This window comes from Arthrobacter sp. 2RAF6 (assembly GCF_052115205.1).
GTDB lineage: Bacteria > Actinomycetota > Actinomycetes > Actinomycetales > Micrococcaceae > Arthrobacter.
Genome location: NZ_JBFRGF010000005.1, coordinates 19,504 through 37,924, shown reverse-complemented (window position 1 = coordinate 37,924; position 18,421 = coordinate 19,504). Strand labels below are relative to the sequence as shown.

The window sequence follows — 18,421 nt, the reverse complement described above, 5'->3', positions numbered from 1 at the left end:
CTGGGTACACAATGACGTGCCAGTAGGAGCAAGACATGACGACACAAGCCGGCCAGTGCCCGTTCCGTGGGAACGCAGAGACCACAAACTTGGACGCCGACTCTGTGCGCGGCAACGGGGACAAGGTACCCACAGCCGTTTCACCGGATGCCACAGACTACCCTGTGGCTGATTGGGTTGATGTGGCCGCGCTGGCAGCAGATCCCTACCCCACGTATGCCCGCCTCCGGGCGGAGTCTCCGGTCGCCTGGGTTCCGCAGCTTAACAAGATCCTTGTGACGAACTACACCGGCTGCCACACCGTCGAACAGGACCAGGAAATATTCAGCGCAAACGTTTCCGGCGCAACGATGACCCGGGCCATCGGAGCACGGCCGATGCTGCGCAAGGACGATCCGGAGCACTCAGCAGACCGGGCACCGGTAAATCCTGTTCTTCGCCCCAAGTCAATCAAGGACGTCTGGGGACCGGTTTTTGAGCGCAACGCCGAAACCTACCTTCAGAGGGTCGCCGAGCTCGGGCCAGAGGAAGCAGACCTGAACCGGGACTACGCAGCCCCCGTGGCCTCGCAGAACCTCATCGACCTGCTGGGGTTGAAGGACGTTTCCGTGGAGCAGGTGCGCCGCTGGTCCCACGACTTCATCGCCGGCATGGGCAACGTTTTGGATGATCAGTCGATCTGGGACCGCTGTGACGCTGCGACGGCGGAGGCCGACCGCTTGCTGGAGGAACTGATCCCCTATTACCGGCAGAACCCGGACGCCTCGATGCTGTCCGCGTTCGCCAATAGCGGCCTGCCAACCTCCAACGTCGCGGCCAACGTCAAACTGACCATTTCCGGTGGCATGAACGAGCCCCAGCACATGGTCACGAACATGGTCTGGGCCCTGAGCAAGCACGCCGGCCAGCGCGAGCAGGTCCTTGCCGATCCCGCATTGTGGGCATCAGTGTTTGACGAGGCCGTCAGGTGGCAATCACCCATCGGCATGTACCCTCGGGAAACGACACGGGACACCGTCCTCGAAGGAGTCCGTATCCCCGCCGGCGCCGGGATCGGCGTGGTCGTGGCAGCCGCTAACCACGACGCCACGCACTTCGGCGCTTCAGCTGCAGAATTCGATATCAACCGGCCCAAGCGCCCCCACCTCGCCTTCGGCAGCGGCGTCCACCTTTGCGCCGGGCACTGGGCAGCGAAGACCTCCATTGGCCAGATCGCCGTACCCATGGCCTACCAGCGCTTCCCAGGACTGCGCGTGGACGAGCGACGGAATGAAAGCTGGGACGGCTGGGTTTTCCGCGGACTGACCAGCCTGCCCGTCACCTGGAACTAAAAGCCACCACCGAATACCAAGGAGCAACGATGCCCACAGTCACCTACACCCAGCCCAACGGCAGCCAGCAAACCCTCCAGGTCGAAGCAGGCACTACCCTGATGCGCGCCGCCGTCAACAACGGCATCGACGGCATCATCGGTGAATGCGGAGGCCAGGCCATGTGCGCCACGTGCCATGTCTACGTCCGCCCGGAATATGCGCAGGCGCTGCCCGACATCAGCGACGACGAAGACGAAATGCTTGACTGCGCCACCGCCGAGCGGATGGACAGCTCCCGGCTGGCCTGCCAAATCAAGATCAATGCAGAACTGTCGGAGATTGTCGTCGACATCCCTGCCGGCCAGATCTAGAAGCGGGGACATCGACATGAACGTTGTCATTGTTGGCGGCGGACAGGCCGGCCTGCAGGTCGCCGACACGTTGCGGACCGAAGGATACGAAGGCAAGATCGACGTGGTCGCCGAGGAATCCGGGCTGCCCTACCAGCGCCCCCCGCTGTCAAAGGACTATCTCGCCCCGGACAAGGAGGCGACTCCCTTGCCGCTGCGAGGCGCCTCCTTCTTCCTTGACAAGAACATCACGCTTCATTCAGGGGTACAGGCAATCGCTGTGGACCGGGCCGAACGCAAGGTGCAGACCACCGAAGGTTCACTCGATTATGAACACCTAGTTTTCGCGACCGGCGCCAGAAACAGGATGCTGAACTGCCCGGGCGCCTCCCTGCCCGGCATCCATGGACTGAAAACCCTGACGGATGCGGAGGCGCTGCACGAGTCGTTGCCCGCCGCCCGCAACATCGTCATCATCGGCGCCGGATTCATCGGACTGGAATTCGCCTCAGCAGCCGTGGCACACGGATGCAACGTAACCGTCCTGGAATTCGCGCCGCGCCCGATGGGACGGGCACTGACCCCGGTCATGAGCGAATGGTTTGCAGCCGCCCACCGCTCACAAGGCGTCAACCTGCGCCTGGGCGAAGGCATTGACCGCTTTGAGCCTGGCGCTGATGGCCGCGTCGGAGCCGCAATCTCCACCACCGGGGACTCATATCCGGCGGATCTCGTCCTCGTCGGCATCGGCGTGCAGCCCAACGACACGTTGGCCTCCGAAGCCGGCCTCGAAGCCAGCAACGGCATCGTCGTCGACGAAACGCTTCGCACAGCGGACCCCGCTGTTCTGGCAATCGGCGATTGCGCCAGTTTCCCCAGCGCACATGCCCAAGGCCGTCTGCGACTGGAATCGGTCCAGAACGCCACCGACCAGGCCCGCCATGCCGCACGCACGATCCTCGGAGCTGAAAGCCCCTACACGGACTTGCCGTGGTTCTGGTCCACCCAAGGCCCCTACAAGCTGCAGATGGCAGGACTCGCGCGGCCCGATGACGACATGCTGATCCTGGGCAATCAGGGGGCAGCAAAGTTCTCCGTCCTGTGCTTCAGGGACGGCATCCTCGCGGCTGTGGAATCGGTCAACAATGCCGCGGACCATATGGCCGCCCGCAAACTACTTGCCGCCGGCATCGCCGTCACGCGCACCCAGGCAGAAACTCAGGGTTTCACCCTCAAGGCTGCCGTCAGCACTCCGGCCATCCCGGTCTCGGCCTGACCAGGGCCCTACTAACTCAACCCCAAAATCTGCACCACAGTTCGACCCCCAGGGTTTCCCGTGGGGCTACACCGCTCACACCAACTGGAGAATAATGAGCACGTCCACCCACAGTTCGAGGGCGAACCAACGTCGTGTCGCCATTGCCACCGTCATCGGCACCACCGTTGAATGGTAGGACTTCTTCATCTACGCCACCGCCGCAGGCCTGGTGTTGCACCGCTGTCGGTCACGAACGCACTGACGTGCTCATCGCCGTCGCTTACGGTGCTGCCGTCTGGCTCGTCTTCACCTACCTCTCGGACAGGATTGGCCGCAAGCGCACGTACCTCCTGGGCTTCGGCGCCCAACTGCTGGCCTGCTTCCCACTCTTCTGGATGATTAACACAGGGTCCCTGCCGATGCTCTACCTGGCAATGACCATATTCACCGTTGGTCTGGGACTGGGATACGGTCCACAGGCTGCCCTGTACGCGGAAATGTTGCCCGTCTCAGCACGCTTCTCCGGCCTCTCCATCTCCTACGCTTAGGAGCGATCCTCGGCGGCGCCTTCGCCCCGACAATCGCCACAGCCCTTGTGCAGGCCACAGGCGGAACAGGCGCCGTTTCCCTGCATCTAGTGGGGATGACGGTCGTCAGGGATCCGCCGTAGAAATAGTTTTCAAAAGCGGAACCTCTCTCTTCGTAGGGGGCCGCCAGGCGCACTACTGCTACATCGGCTTCTGGGGGCGTAGCAGCGATGAAACCATAGGCTGCTGCCACTTCAGGTTCGATGCCTTCGACGTAATTCTAAGACCCGAAGGAAGTGAAGGTCTTGGATGCCGGAGCGGATCAGTTTGATGGCGAAGCGTGTCCCGAACTGCTACTGGAACTGCTTGCCATTTGGGAGCTGACGGAAGCGCGGCTGGACGACTCCGCTCGGACGCTGCGACGTCACCGTGGGACGCCCCGACTTTCGCGAGGCGGGCGAGGGCGCGCAACGCGCCTCCATCACTCTTCTCACGAACCAGCTGGTCAAATATGGACCGGACGTCGCGGTCGCACCCGTGCTAACGTCGCGGAACCGCTACGCCTGCACTTGGCCGACGTACTCCCAGAAGCTGAGTCCACCACCGCGGTCATGGTCGCCTGATCTCAGGGGGTCGACCGATCCCGGCGGCGGATAGGGCGCCTTGCCGTGCATCGATTCGCCGGGGATGATGCATAAAGTCATGAAACTACGTACCCTTCGGGGGCAGGGAGGTATCGCTTGTCAGCCCAGTCCTTTAACGGATGGACCCGGACGGGGATGGACCTGAATCTGTTGCTGCCCCTGGGTGTGTTGCTGGAGGAGCGCAACGTCAGCTCGGCCGCTATCCGATTAAATGTGAGCCAGCCGACTGCTTCCAGCTTTCTTGCCAAGCTTCGTCGATACTTTGATGACCCTCTACTCGTACGGGAAGGAAATATTTATACGTTGTCTCCTCTGGCCATGCGCTTGAAGGAAGAGCTCCCGACCGCCCTGCGGTCTCTTGAACAGATCATGAGGGCCCAATCGGAATTCAGCCCTTCCACCAGCGATCACGAATTCACTATCTTGGCTACGGATTACGCAAGTTGGCGCGTCGGTACACGGCTGCTTCCGTGGCTTGAGTCCCTGGCTCCCAGTATCAGAATCCGATTCGACCACGTCCTGCCCAGTCACGTCGATGGCGCACCCGATTCACTCAAGGACGTGGATGGGATGCTGCTGCCTCACGGCTACCTCGCCCAGCAACCGCACGTTGACGTCCTTCTGGACGAATGGACATGCATGGTCGCTAGCGACAACCCGCACCTGGGGGAGCACCCCTCACCGGAAGAGCTCCTCGCGATGCCCTGGATCATGACGATAAGTGGCCGAGGAGCATTTACTCCTGCCGCACGCCAACTGCAGATAGCGGGCGTCGACCCAGTTGTCAGCACGATAACCCCTAACTTCTTCGTGATTCCTTCACTAATTGAGGGATCCAGCAGGGTTGCCCTGATGCCCATGGCGTTAGCCCGGAGGGCAGTCCGGACAACGGGCCGGCTCCGCCTTGTGGACCCTCCCATCCCTTTGGCCGCGCTTTCAGAGGCATTCTGGTGGCACCGGGACCGAGAGCACGAACCCGCGCACCGCTGGTTCCGGCAACAGTTGGAACTGGCCTGCGCCCCCTTGCTAGCTGCGCCCTCGAAACAGTAGCCGGACAGCTGGAACGGTTCAGGAATTCCCTACTTCTTGCTATCCGATTTCTCAATAGGGCCTATTGGAAAAGGCCGCTTCCCAATAGTTGTGTCCTCCCTCACACTGGAAAAGCCGGCAGACAGCAATGGAAATTTGAACGGCTCAACAGAAAGGATCGACGATGATCCACCTCCTCTCACATCTTTCACACATCGAGATTTACGCGACCGATCTCGAGGAATCCGTCCGCTACTACGAAGAGCAGGTTGGTCTTCGCGTCGTGGACCGGGCAAATGGCAGGGTGTACCTGCGTTGTTGGGGTGACTACTACGCGTACAGCGTAGTGCTGGCTCCGGGAACTGAATCAGGAATGGTCTCGATGGCATGGCGCACAACCAGCGAAGAGGCGCTTCAAGAAGCCGCCCGCCGGCTTGACGCCACAGAGTACGCCGGAGAATGGAAGAACGCAGGAGAAGGCCTCGGGCTCTCCTACGTCTTCACGGGACCGTACGGCCACACGATGCAGCTTTTCTGGGAAGTCGACCTATACAAGGGCGAAGGCGAATTCGCTTCGACATACCCCGATCGGCCATCCAAACGAAGCAATCAGGGCATCGCGCCCCGCCAACTGGACCACGTCACCATCGCCGCTTCCGATGTTGAGGGATTCGCCAAGTGGTACAACGAGACACTGGGCTTCCGCATCATGGCGTTCGCTGGTTTGGAGAACCCGGACGTCACCTTCTTTGGCGTCCTGACCACCAACGAGAAGTCACACGATCTCGGCATCCTGCTCGATGCTTCCGACCGTCCCGGACGCATTCATCACTATGCTTTTTGGCTGGATAACCAAGCTGAGCTGGCCCGCGCCGCTGACCTCCTCATCGAGAACGGCACGCCCATGGAGTTCGGTCCCGGTGTCCACGGTATCGGTGAGCAGGACTACCTCTACTTCCGGGAGGCCAGCGGTCTGCGCATTGAGGTCAACACCGGCGGATACCGTAACTACGTGCCGGACTGGAAGCCAAACCGCTGGACCCCGGCCCTGGGCGCAAACGACCTTTACCGCAACAGGGAACTGCCGCAATCGATGCTGGAGGCGTTCCCGCCAGCAGCCGCGCCGACCGCTACGGAGCAGGGCCTGGTTCCCGGCAGCGAAGCCGAGCTCATCAAGCAGGCGGCGCTGCGAAATCCTGTCCTCCAGCCCTGACGAAACCCCGGCGGGGATGCACGGACTTCAGTCTCGGCTGGTCCATCCCTAAAGGTTGGCAGTAGACGGCGTAACGCTTCATCGTCACCCGGCCCGGATGGTTTTTTCACGCCATCCGGGCGGGCGGGAAACCTTATTTGGCGGGTGTGGAGTGGACTGCGTTCCGCGGTATCGCCTGCCCGGTAATGACCTCCTTGAACTGCCCATATGAAAGGCCGAACCTATGACCAACCCATTCTTCATCGGCACCTTTGCCGCGGACACGGGCCCCTACCCGGGACTGGTGGTTGATGAGGTCGTGTACGACATCACTACGGTGGTGCCCGGCGTCGTGGACACTTCCTCGCTGCTGCGGGACTGGGAAGGAAACGTGGAGTTGCTTGCCACGTTCGCCCAGGACGCAACCGCCCGCACCGCAACCCCCTCCCGGCGCTTGAGCGAGGTACAAATCCTGCCCCCGATCAATCCGGCAGGCCAGCTATTGGCCGCCGGCGCGAACTATCGCGAGCACGTCATCCAAATGACGGTGGCGCACAAGATCGGCAACCCAGACCTGTCCGAGGAGCAGCTGCGAGCCCAGGCCGAACGGGAGCTCGATGAGCGGGCCCGCACCGGTGAACCGTACGTATGGGTTGGCGCAACATCCGCTATCTGCGGAGCCAACGACAATGTCATCCTGCCAGAGGTCGGCTCAGACACCGACTGGGAGCTGGAACTGGGAGTAATTATCGGTCGCCCCGCGTACCAGGTAACCGAAGTCGAAGCGCTCCATTACGTGGCTGGTTACACCATCTGCAACGACATCACGATTCGAAGTCTGGTGCCGCGCACGGATATTCCAATGATTGGAACCGACTGGATGCGATCCAAAAACCATCCCACATTCTTTCCCACCGGCCCCTATTTCCTTCCTTCTCGCTTTGTCCCGGATCCCCAGAATTTGGAGATCTCGCTGGCCCTCAACGGTAAAGTCATGCAAAAGGGCCACACCAGTGACATGATCTTCGGCGTTGCCAAGCTGATCTCCTACATATCCTCGTTGGTTGCACTCCGGCCTGGTGACATGGTCATTACAGGATCGCCGCAGGGTAACGGTTCGCACTGGGGACGTTTCCTGCAGGAAGGAGATGTCATGGAAACCACCATCTCTGGCTTGGGGACGCAGCGCAATTTGATCCAGGGCCCCGTAGGCCCCTGACGAAAACCGGGCCGCTCATCTGGTCACCCCGGCATCGGGTAGCGACGAGTCCGGGCGCCAGTACGCCACAACATGAAGCGTACTGAAAGAACGGTCAGTCCATAAAAGCAATTCACTAAATCGCAAAGGAGCGAAATGATGTTTGATTGTGATGTTCTCGTAGTTGGTGGTGGACCGGTTGGCGAAGTGCTTCTGACGCTGCTCGGAAGCCGAGGAATCTCGGTAATCGGTTTCGAAAAGGATAACCAGGTGTGGCCAAAACCCCGCGCGGTCCATTTCGACGGGGAAACCCTAAGAACGTTCCAGTCAGTCGGCCTCGGAGACGCGGTGGCAGCGCACTGCACCCCGATGCTCAATTACCGGATGGAGAACGAAGCCGGTGAAGTACTCCTTGAGATACCCTCAGGCGCCCTGGGCCGCCACGGATGGCACGACGACTACATGTTTAACCAGCCGGACATGGACCGTCTGCTGAGAGCCGAACTCCTCCGCTACCCCTCGGTTCAGTTGCTTGCCGGCCACGCCGTCGAAAGCATCGCACAGGACGAGGAGTCTGTGAGCTGCGTCGTCCGTGACGCCGAGGGAAGGACCCGAACCTATACGGCCCGATACCTCATTGGCTGCGATGGTGCGTCCTCCCAGGTGCGCCACGCCATCGGGGCCACGTTTGAAGTGCTGGGACCAAACGACCCGTGGCTTGTTGTCGACGGTATCTGCGGTGACGTTCCCCCCGTTGACGGCAGCATGGTGTTCTTTGGGCATCATTCCCGTCCAAAACTGTGGGCCAGAATGCCGGGGAACAGGGGCCGGATGGAGTTTAAGGTCCTGGAATCGGACGACCGCGATGAGCTCGTCAAGCCGGATAAGCTCGCCGAGCTCTCCGGAGGACTACTTACCCCGGATAACTTCCAGATCGAGCGGACCGCCATCTACATGTTCCGGTCCTGCCTTGCGGACCGCTGGCGGGAGGGAAGAGTGTTCATTGCCGGAGACGCGGCGCACCTGACCCCACCCCTCTACGGCCAAGGGCTCTGTTCCGGAATCAAAGACGTCGTTAATCTGGCATGGAAGCTACAGATCGTCCTGGAAGGCGGGGATCCCGGACTGCTGGATACGTACGAATCCGACCGCAGCCCCCATGCCCGTGCCTGGATCACACAGGCCACAACCATGTCCGGCATCGTCCAGACTACAGACCCAATCATCGCCGCAGGCCGGGATGCGCACATTCGGAAAAACCCCGCTGAGAGTGCCCCCCAAGTCCCTCTCCTCGGTAACGGGCTCCACGGATCGGAGCCCGCACCTGCCGGTACCTGCGCCGTCCAGCCCACAACAGGCGACAGATCGAGATTCGATGACCGCGTCGGCGACCGCTTCCTCATCGTCGCACGCCCACTCCTCTGGGCAAGCCTCGCTCCGGAACAACAAAGTGCACTTACAGGCCTAGGCGGCGACATGGTCTACTTGCTTAGCGAAGACGAACCCGGATTCGAGGACCTGCTCAAAAGCGTCGACGCCGACGCACTCGTGGTACGTCCGGACCGCTATATCCTCGGTGCCGCATCCACGCCTGAGCACTTACAGGACCTTTGTGTCCGAGTCGCAAAGGTCCTGCAGCCGGTATCCGTTCACTAGTCCCGCCCTACCCGCTGCACTCAACGCCCAACTGATGGAAGGTCGATCAGGACCGCGAGGCTGACCCACCAACACCGGGGTCTGACTTTCACCGAGCGTGTTTGTCAGACCCCGGAGCCGAGCGCCCACGACGATTCACGCGGCAAGTAAATCTGTGGCGGATAGTTAGAGTCACGGCAGAAGCGGCGTAACACGATCCCGCCAGTTGCTGTGGGCCACTGGAATGCAGCAATTTCTGTCAAGAGGAGAGGGGAAAGCGGTCCCAGGGCTGGGAACCTAAGGAGGCCGTTTTCTCATGCGGACCTATGTGTTGGCTGCCTGTGGTCTACGTTTCGTGTATGGTCCGAGGCGTCTGGGGTGGTGGGCTGCGCGTAGGTGGCGACGGGGGGCTGTCAGACTATTTGGGCGGGTTGGTTACCGCAGGAGGTGGTGTTCGGCTGGAGCATATCGCTTCCCTAGGGGCGTGCATGACCCTCGTTGTATGGGGGTCACTCATAGTCGCGCCGCGAGTTCACTGCATGCGCTGCCGTCTTGCCCACCCTTGCTCAGCTGTCCCGGATGTTTTAGTGCCGTTGGTGATTGGCAACTCTCGGGGCTTCACCGGCCAATGACCAGCACAAGCCGGCCAATCCCCGCGCGATGGCTACGTTAGCGATCACGGGCCGTTTCCGATGTTCGCGTGGGAGGACACTTGGATACATCACTCCAAGGACAACCACAGCGCTTTCCGACGGGAAGTGTTGTGGTTGTCCAGGGCTAGGGAGGGGGCAGCGCTTGTCTTGACCAGCGTACTGCCGTCTTTGAGTAAGGGGCTTCATCGTTCTGCTCCTGAATCACTGGCTTCCACTCCAGGAGGTCAATGTGCACGGGCACGTCCACTAAGCCGCCAAAATCGGAGTTGTTGTTGCCGAGAGCGATGTGGCAAGTGCCGTAGGCGCCCTCATCCTCAATGATGTTTCCCATGACCCGGCATTCCGGATTCATGCCAACGGCAATTTCGGCTACTTGGTAGGCATTGGGATCATTTAGCTCCGAAAGGAAGTCCTGCAGTTTGCGGGCCTGATCGCCGCCCTCGATGGATACCACGCGGCCCTTTTCGACTTCCAAGATAATAGGCTCGCTGATCACGCGGGACGGGTCCATGGCGAAGCTGCCTTCGCCTGTCTAGCGGGCGTGAATCCATCCCTGCATCGTCGGGGAACACGGTTCGGCATCGGCTGAACCGTGGAGGCGATAGAAGGCTCAACAGTGCCCTTCACATGGCTGCGATCAACAGGATGACCTACGACTCTGAGACGTGTGAATTCGTCGAGAAACGTCGCGCCGAGGGCAAAACTGACAAAGAGATCCGACGTTGCGTCAAGCGATATTCAGCCCGTCGTGTGTTCCGGATCTTGAATGCCGCGGCTCTGGCGAAAAAGACCCCGGAAGCAGCTTGACAGACATAGAAGAGTCGACCGCTAGAACTCGCCAAAGACGGGCATTTCGCGTTTAAAACGCCGAGGACTCGCCCAAACCTCATCGTGGGTCAAGGCTTAGGGACGAAATTTTACAGGTCGGTAACCCGGCTGTAACATCATTTTGGCTACTGTGGTTCAACAAGGTTTCCCAACAGGTAACACCAAGTGAACAGGACAGTTCGGATGACGAGTGTCGCAACCCCTGAAGTACTAGCCGGGCAATCCGTCCCGGGCGAGGCCCGGAAGATCTCCCTTGCGGACATCGCGAAAGCTCATAATGTGCGTTTCCTGCTTGCCACGTTTGTGGATATGACGGGCAAGCCGTGCGCCAAACTGGTGCCGGTGGAAGCCGCCGATGAGCTGGAAAACGGTGCCATGGGCTTCGCCGGCTACGCCGCCGGACTGATCGGGCAGAAGCCTCAGGACTCGGACCTCATCGCAGTACCGGACCTTGCATCCTTCACGCCCGTGCCGTTCATCAAGGAGGGCCTGGCGATCATCCACTGCGACCCGCATGTTGACGGGAAGCCCTGGCCTTACGCCCCGCGCGTCATCCTGAAGAACACCTTGGCCCGTCTGGCCGGCAAGGGCATGCAGGCCAAGGTTGGCGCGGAAGTGGAGTACTTCCTGGTCAACAAGAACCCCGACGGCTCCTTGAGCACTGCCGACGTCCGCGATGATTCGCCGCGTCCCTGCTATGACGCCCGGGGCGTTACCCGCATGTACGAACACCTGACGTCCATCTCGGAGGCGATGAACGGGCTCGGGTGGGGCAATTACGCCAACGACCACGAGGACGCCGCCGGGCAGTTTGAACAGAACTTCAATTACGCGGACGCCCTCACGACGGCTGACCGCGTCGTCACGCTGCGCTACATCCTGAACATCCTTGCCGAGCAGCGCGGCATGACCGCCACGTTCATGCCCAAGCCGTTCACCGACCGGACCGGCACCGGCTTGCACTTCCACCTGTCCCTGTGGTCCGGCGGTGACGCGCTCTTCCCCGGTGCCGACGACGGCACGGACGACGGCGGCAGGGGACTTGGGCTCTCGGACCTCGCCTACTCGTTCATCGGGGGCATCCTGGACCATGCGCCGGCCCTTCAGGCGTTCCTCGCCCCGACGGTCAACTCCTACAAGCGATCGGGCGCCACCACCAGCTCCTCCGGAGCCACCTGGTCACCTCGCAAGGCCTCGTTCGGCGGCAATGACCGCACCCACATGATCCGGGTCCCGGACGAAAAACGGATCGAGCTCCGTTCCGGCGACGGCTCGGCCAACCCGTACCTCGCGATCGCCACGGCCATCGAAGCAGGGCTCGACGGCGTCACGAACCATACCGACCCCGGCGCACCGTCCGGACCCGGCGAAGCGCGCGAAGGTGCCCACGATTTGCCCGCGACGCTCCTGCACGCCGTCGAGGCCCTGCGCCGGGACCCGGTGATGCTCGCGAGCCTCAGCGGAGACGAAGCGATCGGCGGGTACTACGCCGATGCCAAGGAAGAAGAGTTCCTGAGCTGGCACAACCAGGTCAGCGACTGGGAAATCCGCACTTACCTGACCTCGATCTGATCCCCCCAACTAGCAAAGGACACACCAATGTGCGGAATCGCCGCGCTGCAGCTGCGCAACCCCTCGCTGCACCCCCAGATGGGCAGTCTCCTGTCCTCCATGATGTGCCAGATCGTGGACCGCGGACCGGACTCCGCCGGCCTCGCCGTCTACGACACCCCTGGCCTCGTCTCCGCGGGCACCTCCACCCTCAGCCTCCTGGGCAAAGACCAAGGCCTGCCGCTCGGTGAGATCACCGCATCACTGGAAAACCTGCTGTCCCTCTCCGCGGCCCCGGACGTCAGGGTGGTCGGCGACACCACCCTGGTCAGCGCCGGCGTCGGCACTGAATTGCTGGTGAAGGCCGTGCGCGAAACCCTCCCGGGTTCCACCATCATCGGCCGCGGCGAGCACGTGGCCGTCATGAAGAGCGTCGGCCACCCGATGGACATCGCCGCCGAGCACGGGTTGGAGGCCATGGCCGGAAGCCAGGGCCTGTCCCACACCCGCATGGCCACCGAGTCCGCCGTCACGGCCGGCGGGTCCCACCCCTTCTCGGTGGCAGATGACCTGTGCCTGGTCCACAACGGATCCTTCTCCAACCACGCCACCATCCGGCGCGAGCTCAAGCGCGAAGGGGTCGTCTTCGATTCGGACAACGACACCGAAGTCGGCGCCCGCTACATCGCCTCACGCCTGCAGCAGGGCGACGACCTGGAAACGGCATTGACCAACCTCGGCAAGGTCTTCGACGGCTTCTACACCCTCGTGGTCACCACCGCAGACAGCATGGCCGTGGTCCGCGACCCGATCGCCTGCAAGCCCGCCATCATCGCCGAAACCGACGACTACGTGGCCATGGCCTCCGAATACCGTGCCCTGGCATCCCTGCCCGGCATCGAAACAGCCCGCATCTTTGAACCGGAACCCGGAAAGGTCTACACATGGTCACTCTGACAGCCCCCGAAACAACAACCCCAACAGCCACCATTGACCTGGCCGACAGCCCGGTCCGGGCCTTGAACCAGGCCCTGCACGAGGCCACCGACGGCCAGTCCTGGACCGTCGCCAACCCCGGCGGCAAGCACAGCCTCGCCGTCGGAATCGACGCCGACATCAGCGTCGCCATCAATGGCCATGCCGGCTACTACGCCGCCGGGATGCACAAAACGGGCACCGTGACCATCAGCGGCAATGCCGGCGTCGGGCTCGCGGAGAACATCATGTCCGGAACGGTGCACGTGAAAGGCGACGCCTCCCAATCGGCGGCGGCCACCGGACATGGCGGGCTCGTGGTCATTGACGGCAACGCCGGGGCCCGCTGCGGGATCTCGATGAAGGGCGTGGACATTGTCGTCGGCGGGAACATCGGCCACATGTCCGCGTTCATGGCCCAGGCCGGCCGGCTGGTGGTCTGCGGCGACGCCGGCGAAGCGCTGGGCGACTCCATCTACGAAGCCCGGATCTACGTCAAGGGAACCGTCGCTTCCCTGGGCGCGGACTGCATAGAAAAGCCGATGAACATCGAACACCTCGAGGAGTTGGAAGGCCTGCTTGCCGCTGCCGGCCGCACCGACAACCCGGCGGACTTCAAACGCTACGGCTCGGCACGGAACCTCTACCACTTCAGCGTCCACAACTCGGCCTCGTACTAAAGGACACTCCCATGACCATCACTTCACTGCCCCAGGACTCTGTTCTTCCCGCCGGGGGTATCCCCGCCCAGCACACCGAGGAGCTTGGCCTGCGCGAATCCGCCACGTTCGACCGCGCAACCATCGCCGATATCCAGCGCGCAGCCGCCACCGGCGTCTACGACATCCGCGGCTGGGGCGCCAAGCGCAAGGTCCCGCACTTCGATGACCTGCTCTTCCTCGGCGCCTCCATGTCCCGCTACCCGCTGGAGGGCTACCGCGAAAAGTGCGATACCGACGTCGTCCTCGGCGACCGGCACGCGTCCCGGCCGCTGCACCTGCAGACCCCGGTCACCATCGCCGGGATGAGCTTCGGCGCGCTGTCCGCCAACGCCAAGGAGGCCCTGGGGCGTGGAGCCAGCGAAGTGGGGACGTCCACCACCACGGGCGACGGCGGCATGACGCCTGAGGAGCGCGGCCAGTCCAAGCACCTCGTCTACCAGTACCTGCCCTCCCGGTACGGCATGAACCCGGACGACCTTCGCAAGGCCGACGCGATCGAAATCGTGCTCGGCCAGGGCGCGAAGCCCGGCGGGGGAGGCATGCTGCTGGGCCAGAAGATCACCGAACGCGTCGCCGGGATGCGCACCCTCCCGGTGGGCATTGACCAGCGCTCCGCCAGCCGCCACCCGGACTGGACCGGGCCGGACGACCTGGAAATCAAGATCGGCGAACTCCGCGAGATCACCGACTGGAAAACCCCCATCTACGTCAAGATCGGTGCCTCCCGCCCTTACTACGACACCGCCCTGGCCGTGAAGGCCGGAGCCGACGTCGTCGTCGTCGACGGAATGCAGGGCGGTACCGCCGCCACGCAGCAGGTCTTCATCGAAAACGTCGGGATCCCGACCCTGGCCGCCATCCCGCAGGCCGTCCAGGCCCTCCAGGAACTGGGCCTGCACCGCAAAGTCCAGCTCATCGTCTCCGGCGGCATCCGCACCGGAGCCGACGTCGCCAAGGCCATGGCCCTGGGTGCCGACGCCGTGGCCATCGGCACCGCGGCGCTGATCGCGCTGGGCGACAACGACCCCCGCTACGCCGCCGAATACGCTGCGTTGGGATCGGCTGCAGGGTTCTACGACGACTTCCAGGACGGACGCGATCCCGCGGGCATCACCACCCAGGACCCCGGGCTTTCCTCGCGGCTGGATCCGGTAGCCGGCGGCAAACGCCTGGCCAACTACCTGCGCGTCCTGACCATGGAGGCCCAAACCATCGCCCGGGCCTGCGGAAAATCCCACCTCCACAACCTCGAACCCGAAGACCTGGTGGCCCTCACCATCGAAGCCTCCGCCATGGCGCGGGTGGCGCTGGCAGGCACCTCGTGGATTCCCGGCACGTAGCAGGGATGGGTCATGCCTGATTCTTCCGACTATGTAGTGGTGGGCTCCGGTCTGGCCGGCGCGGCCACCGCTTGGCAGCTCGCGGCCCGCGGCCACCAGGTCACCATCCTGGAACGCAACGTCCCCGCCAGCCACGACGGCAGCTCCCACGGCTCCGCCCGGATCTTCCGCTACGCGTACCCGGACCCGTTTTACACTCAGGCCGTGCTGGAATCCAAGGCACTGTGGGACGGGCTCGCCCTGGATACCGCAGCAGAGCTGATCACCCCTGCCGGCGCCGTGGACTACGGCCCGGAGCGCAATCCGGCGCTGCTGGCCGGGGTGCTCGCCGGCGCCGGCATCGACCACGAACTGCTGTCCGTGGCCGAAGCCCGGACGCGCTGGCCACAGATCGCCTTCGACACGGAGGTCCTCTGGCACCCGGGCGCGGGCGTCATCGATGCCGAAGCAGCCGTCAACGCCATGGTGGCCCTCGCCGTCGGCAACGGCGCCGAGGTCCTGACCGGCTGGAGCCTGAGCAGGACGGACCGCCTGGACAGTGGTGGTCAGGGGCGCAGCGGCTACCGCCTAACGTCTGCCACGGGGGACACGGTCGACGCCGGCAACGTGGTCATCAGCGCGGGCGGTTGGCTGCCGGAGTTGCTGGGGCGGTTGTCGCTTCCGTCGGGGTTCCTCGCCGGGCTTCCCGAGATCACGGTCCGGCAGGAACAGGCGTTCCACTTCCGCTACCGGGATCCTGTGAGTGCAGGCCAGTGGCCAACGTTCATCCACAAAGCCGCGGACATCCAGGCCTACGGGCTTCCTGGCGGCAGGGACGCAGGCTTCGCTGGGCAGAAAGTCGCGGAATACAACGGCGGCCCGCTCATCCCCTCCGCCGCCGAGCAGACAGGCATTGTTGATCCGGCTAACAGAGAACGAGTGGTGGATTACGTCCGGCGCTACCTCCCCGGCCTGGACACCGAGCCGTACGCCGAAACCACCTGCCTGTTCACCAATACACCCAACGAAGACTTTCTCATCGACCGCGTGGACAACTTAACCATCCTGTCCCCGTGTTCCGGCCATGGTGCCAAGTTCGCGCCGCTCATTGGCCAGTGGGCCGCAGACCTCGCCACCGGCTCCGCCAACTTTCCGCAACGGTTCAGGAGCTCGACGACGGCAGCCAGCAGCCACTGACCCCGTAGTTCACCGTCCCGCATTTCAACAGAAACGGATCCACCCTGTGACTACCTCCGCCATCAAGCCGACAACTGACTCTGTCAGCGGTCTGCTGCAGGACATCGCCATCATCGGCAGGGACAAAACTCGGGGCGGGTATTCACGGCCAGTGTTCTCCACTGCCGAGACGGACCTGCGCGACTGGTTTCTCGAGCAGGCCGGACGCCGCGGGCTGGACGTGCGTACCGACCGTAACGGGATCATCTGGGCCTGGTGGGACACCTCCGCCCGTACGCGCCGGGACGCCGTCGTGACTGGAAGCCACCTGGACTCGGTCCCCGGTGGTGGCGAGTACGACGGTCCGCTGGGGGTCGCGTCGGCGCTGGTCGCCGTCGACATCCTCAAGGCCAGGGGACTTCGTCCCCGGCGGCCCCTGGCCATCGCTGTCTTCCCGGAGGAGGAGGGCTCACGGTTCGGCGTCGCCTGCCTGGGATCGCGTCTTCTGACGGGCGAACTGGACCCGGACAAGGCGCGGCGGCTCCAGGATCAGGACGGCAATACGTTCGCTGACGTCGCTGTGGCCAACGGGCAGGATCCCCGATTCATCGGAGCGGATTACAAGACACTCCAGCAATTGGGGGTCTTCGTAGAGCTGCACGTTGAACAGGGCAGGGGACTTGTGGACCTGAACCAGCCGGTGGCCATCGGTTCCTCCATCCTGGGCCATGGCCGCTGGAAGCTCAGCATCAGCGGGCAGGGAAACCACGCCGGGACCACACTCATGGCCGACCGCAAAGACCCGATGATCGCTGCCGCCAAGATCATGGTCAGCATCCGCGACACTGCCCGGAAGTACCGTGATGCCCGTGCCACAGTCGGTCGCCTGCAACCCGTTCCCGGCGGGACCAACGTGATCGCCTCCCGTGTGGATCTGTGGATCGACGTCCGCCACCCGGACGACTCCGTCACCGCGGCCCTGATCGAAGCCATCAGGCTCAACGCCCAGGTGACGGCTTCGGAGGAGGGCTGCCGTTCCAGCCTCACCATGGAATCGCTCAGCCCCACAGTGCACTTCGACGGCGGCTTGCGGGACCGGCTGAAGGAACTGCTTCCCGGGGCGCCGGTCCTCGATACCGGCGCAGGACACGACGCAGGCGTTCTCAGTAGCCACATCCCCACCGCCATGCTGTTCGTCCGCAACCCCACAGGCATTTCTCACTCGCCCGATGAACTCGTGGAGGACTGGGACGCCGAAGCCGGGGCTATGGCACTGGCGGATTCGCTGGCAGGGCTTCTGGGAGGTCCTCCGGCAGGTCCTCCGGCAGGTCCTCCGGCCGGGTCCCGCTCCAGCGGATAGTGCCTGGCGGGCGAGGGCCGGGAGGCCACCTAAGATGGCAGATATGACCGATCACGCCCGGGACGAGGTTGCCGGAAAACTCGAACAAGTGATTGCTGCCCAGCTGCGGCACTACCGTACCGCCCAGGGCCTGTCCTCCGCTGAGCTGGCAGCCCGCACCGGACTGTCCAAAGCGATGATCTCGAAGATCGAAACGGCCAGCACGTCTTGTTCGCTGACCACATTGCAAAGACTCGCGGACGGACTCAGGATCCCCGTCACCGCTCTGTTCCGCGGCGCGGACACGGACAGAGATGCAACCTTCACCAAGAGCGGCCAGGGCAGCCTGACAGTTCGCAGCGGAACCCAGCACGGGCACGAATACCGGGTTCTTGGGGCGCTTAAGGGCCGCACGGATGCGCTGGAACCGACCCTGGTCACGCTGACTGACGCCTCAGACGTCTTCCCGCTGTTTCAGCATCCGGGTACGGAGTTCATCTACATGCTTGCAGGCAGGATGGTCTACGGCCATGGAGCGTACGAATACGCCATGGAGGCCGGGGATTCGCTGCTTTTGGACGGCGAAGGACCCCACGGCCCGCTTGAATTGCTGGAGCTGCCCATCCGATTCCTGGCCATTTCGGCAAAATAAGCCGGCCGCCGGAACCTGCAACGCCCAACCGGTGCCCATCCATCGTCGTGGCTCAGGCAC

Annotated in this window: 16 protein-coding genes and 2 pseudogenes; 16 read left to right on the top strand and 2 right to left on the bottom strand. The window is 63.1% G+C overall.

Annotation, left to right across the window (positions count from 1 at the left end; all coding sequences use genetic code 11):
• Positions 1-35 precede the first annotated feature (35 nt).
• The 4 genes and pseudogenes from AB4Z38_RS05290 to AB4Z38_RS05275 all read left to right on the top strand — a co-directional run.
• Positions 36-1,331 carry a cytochrome P450 gene (locus AB4Z38_RS05290; RefSeq protein WP_441428747.1) on the top strand — a complete coding sequence of 432 codons (1,296 nt, stop codon included), beginning with the start codon at positions 36-38 and terminating at the stop codon, positions 1,329-1,331.
• Positions 1,332-1,360: 29 nt separating this feature from the next.
• A complete protein-coding gene (locus AB4Z38_RS05285) occupies positions 1,361-1,684 on the top strand; it encodes a 2Fe-2S iron-sulfur cluster-binding protein (RefSeq protein WP_441428746.1) in 324 nt (107 codons plus the stop codon).
• A 16-nt stretch (positions 1,685-1,700) separates the two neighbouring features.
• Positions 1,701-2,939, top strand: coding sequence for an NAD(P)/FAD-dependent oxidoreductase (locus AB4Z38_RS05280; RefSeq protein WP_441428745.1), 1,239 nt, complete (start codon positions 1,701-1,703; stop codon positions 2,937-2,939).
• Between the two features lie 224 nt (positions 2,940-3,163).
• Positions 3,164-3,576 (top strand): annotated as a pseudogene (locus AB4Z38_RS05275) (MFS transporter); the annotation flags it as partial.
• 429 nt (positions 3,577-4,005) lie between these two features.
• Here AB4Z38_RS05275 and AB4Z38_RS05270 read toward each other — a convergent pair.
• Entirely contained in the window at positions 4,006-4,152 is a 147-nt protein-coding gene (locus AB4Z38_RS05270) for a hypothetical protein (RefSeq protein ID WP_441428744.1), read from the bottom strand.
• 36 nt (positions 4,153-4,188) lie between these two features.
• Here AB4Z38_RS05270 and AB4Z38_RS05265 point away from each other — a divergent pair, with 36 nt between their 5' ends.
• The 4 genes from AB4Z38_RS05265 (at position 4,189) to AB4Z38_RS05250 (ending at position 9,167) form a co-directional block, all read left to right on the top strand.
• Positions 4,189-5,142, top strand: a complete 954-nt coding sequence (locus tag AB4Z38_RS05265) for a LysR substrate-binding domain-containing protein (RefSeq protein WP_441428743.1) — start codon at positions 4,189-4,191, stop codon at positions 5,140-5,142.
• 163 nt (positions 5,143-5,305) lie between these two features.
• The gene (locus AB4Z38_RS05260; RefSeq protein ID WP_441428742.1) at positions 5,306-6,334 is read left to right on the top strand and encodes a VOC family protein; all 1,029 of its coding nucleotides are present in this window, start codon (positions 5,306-5,308) and stop codon (positions 6,332-6,334) included.
• A 223-nt stretch (positions 6,335-6,557) separates the two neighbouring features.
• Complete coding sequence (locus tag AB4Z38_RS05255) at positions 6,558-7,532, top strand: fumarylacetoacetate hydrolase family protein (protein ID WP_441428741.1); 975 nt, start codon at positions 6,558-6,560, stop codon at positions 7,530-7,532.
• Positions 7,533-7,667: 135 nt separating this feature from the next.
• Positions 7,668-9,167, top strand: a complete 1,500-nt coding sequence (locus AB4Z38_RS05250) for a bifunctional 3-(3-hydroxy-phenyl)propionate/3-hydroxycinnamic acid hydroxylase (RefSeq protein ID WP_441428740.1) — start codon at positions 7,668-7,670, stop codon at positions 9,165-9,167.
• A 756-nt stretch (positions 9,168-9,923) separates the two neighbouring features.
• Here the strand turns inward: AB4Z38_RS05250 and AB4Z38_RS05245 are convergent.
• Positions 9,924-10,310 (bottom strand): hypothetical protein, encoded by a 387-nt coding sequence (locus AB4Z38_RS05245; RefSeq protein ID WP_441428739.1) that lies wholly within the window; start codon positions 10,308-10,310, stop codon positions 9,924-9,926.
• Between AB4Z38_RS05245 and AB4Z38_RS05240 the strand changes: the two are divergent.
• From AB4Z38_RS05240 to AB4Z38_RS05205, 8 genes and pseudogenes are all read left to right on the top strand, one after another.
• A pseudogene (locus tag AB4Z38_RS05240) lies at positions 10,293-10,606 on the top strand (transposase); the annotation flags it as partial. The gene AB4Z38_RS05245 and the pseudogene AB4Z38_RS05240 overlap by 18 nt on opposite strands.
• 204 nt (positions 10,607-10,810) lie before the next feature.
• Positions 10,811-12,199 carry a type III glutamate--ammonia ligase gene (gene glnT / locus AB4Z38_RS05235; protein WP_441428738.1) on the top strand — a complete coding sequence of 463 codons (1,389 nt, stop codon included), beginning with the start codon at positions 10,811-10,813 and terminating at the stop codon, positions 12,197-12,199.
• A 27-nt stretch (positions 12,200-12,226) separates the two neighbouring features.
• On the top strand, positions 12,227-13,135 hold the full coding sequence (locus AB4Z38_RS05230) for a glutamine amidotransferase (RefSeq protein WP_441428737.1): 909 nt from the start codon (positions 12,227-12,229) through the stop codon (positions 13,133-13,135).
• On the top strand, positions 13,123-13,833 hold the full coding sequence (locus tag AB4Z38_RS05225) for a protein glxC (protein WP_390280381.1): 711 nt from the start codon (positions 13,123-13,125) through the stop codon (positions 13,831-13,833). Before AB4Z38_RS05230 ends, AB4Z38_RS05225 begins: the two co-directional genes overlap by 13 nt.
• Before the next feature lie 11 nt (positions 13,834-13,844).
• Positions 13,845-15,215: an FMN-binding glutamate synthase family protein gene (locus tag AB4Z38_RS05220; RefSeq protein ID WP_441428736.1), complete on the top strand. Its 1,371-nt coding sequence runs from the start codon at positions 13,845-13,847 to the stop codon at positions 15,213-15,215.
• Positions 15,216-15,227: 12 nt separating this feature from the next.
• Positions 15,228-16,391, top strand: a complete 1,164-nt coding sequence (locus tag AB4Z38_RS05215; RefSeq protein WP_441428735.1) for an FAD-dependent oxidoreductase — start codon at positions 15,228-15,230, stop codon at positions 16,389-16,391.
• A gap of 46 nt (positions 16,392-16,437) precedes the next feature.
• Positions 16,438-17,730 carry an allantoate amidohydrolase gene (locus AB4Z38_RS05210; protein WP_441428734.1) on the top strand — a complete coding sequence of 431 codons (1,293 nt, stop codon included), beginning with the start codon at positions 16,438-16,440 and terminating at the stop codon, positions 17,728-17,730.
• Between the two features lie 43 nt (positions 17,731-17,773).
• Complete coding sequence (locus AB4Z38_RS05205) at positions 17,774-18,361, top strand: helix-turn-helix domain-containing protein (RefSeq protein ID WP_441428733.1); 588 nt, start codon at positions 17,774-17,776, stop codon at positions 18,359-18,361.
• Positions 18,362-18,421 lie beyond the last annotated feature (60 nt).

Excerpts from the sequence above, each read along its gene's own strand:
- AB4Z38_RS05290 (WP_441428747.1), top strand. The coding sequence starts at position 36 with ATGACGACACAAGCCGGCCAGTGCCCGTTCCGTGGGAACGCAGAGACC.
- AB4Z38_RS05285 (WP_441428746.1), top strand. The coding sequence starts at position 1,361 with ATGCCCACAGTCACCTACACCCAGCCCAACGGCAGCCAGCAAACCCTC.
- AB4Z38_RS05280 (WP_441428745.1), top strand. The coding sequence starts at position 1,701 with ATGAACGTTGTCATTGTTGGCGGCGGACAGGCCGGCCTGCAGGTCGCC.
- AB4Z38_RS05270 (WP_441428744.1), bottom strand. The coding sequence starts at position 4,152 with ATGACTTTATGCATCATCCCCGGCGAATCGATGCACGGCAAGGCGCCC.
- AB4Z38_RS05260 (WP_441428742.1), top strand. The coding sequence starts at position 5,306 with ATGATCCACCTCCTCTCACATCTTTCACACATCGAGATTTACGCGACC.
- AB4Z38_RS05255 (WP_441428741.1), top strand. The coding sequence starts at position 6,558 with ATGACCAACCCATTCTTCATCGGCACCTTTGCCGCGGACACGGGCCCC.
- AB4Z38_RS05250 (WP_441428740.1), top strand. The coding sequence starts at position 7,668 with ATGATGTTTGATTGTGATGTTCTCGTAGTTGGTGGTGGACCGGTTGGC.
- AB4Z38_RS05245 (WP_441428739.1), bottom strand. The coding sequence starts at position 10,310 with ATGGACCCGTCCCGCGTGATCAGCGAGCCTATTATCTTGGAAGTCGAA.
- glnT (WP_441428738.1), top strand. The coding sequence starts at position 10,811 with ATGACGAGTGTCGCAACCCCTGAAGTACTAGCCGGGCAATCCGTCCCG.
- AB4Z38_RS05230 (WP_441428737.1), top strand. The coding sequence starts at position 12,227 with ATGTGCGGAATCGCCGCGCTGCAGCTGCGCAACCCCTCGCTGCACCCC.
- AB4Z38_RS05225 (WP_390280381.1), top strand. The coding sequence starts at position 13,123 with ATGGTCACTCTGACAGCCCCCGAAACAACAACCCCAACAGCCACCATT.
- AB4Z38_RS05220 (WP_441428736.1), top strand. The coding sequence starts at position 13,845 with ATGACCATCACTTCACTGCCCCAGGACTCTGTTCTTCCCGCCGGGGGT.
- AB4Z38_RS05215 (WP_441428735.1), top strand. The coding sequence starts at position 15,228 with ATGCCTGATTCTTCCGACTATGTAGTGGTGGGCTCCGGTCTGGCCGGC.
- AB4Z38_RS05205 (WP_441428733.1), top strand. The coding sequence starts at position 17,774 with ATGACCGATCACGCCCGGGACGAGGTTGCCGGAAAACTCGAACAAGTG.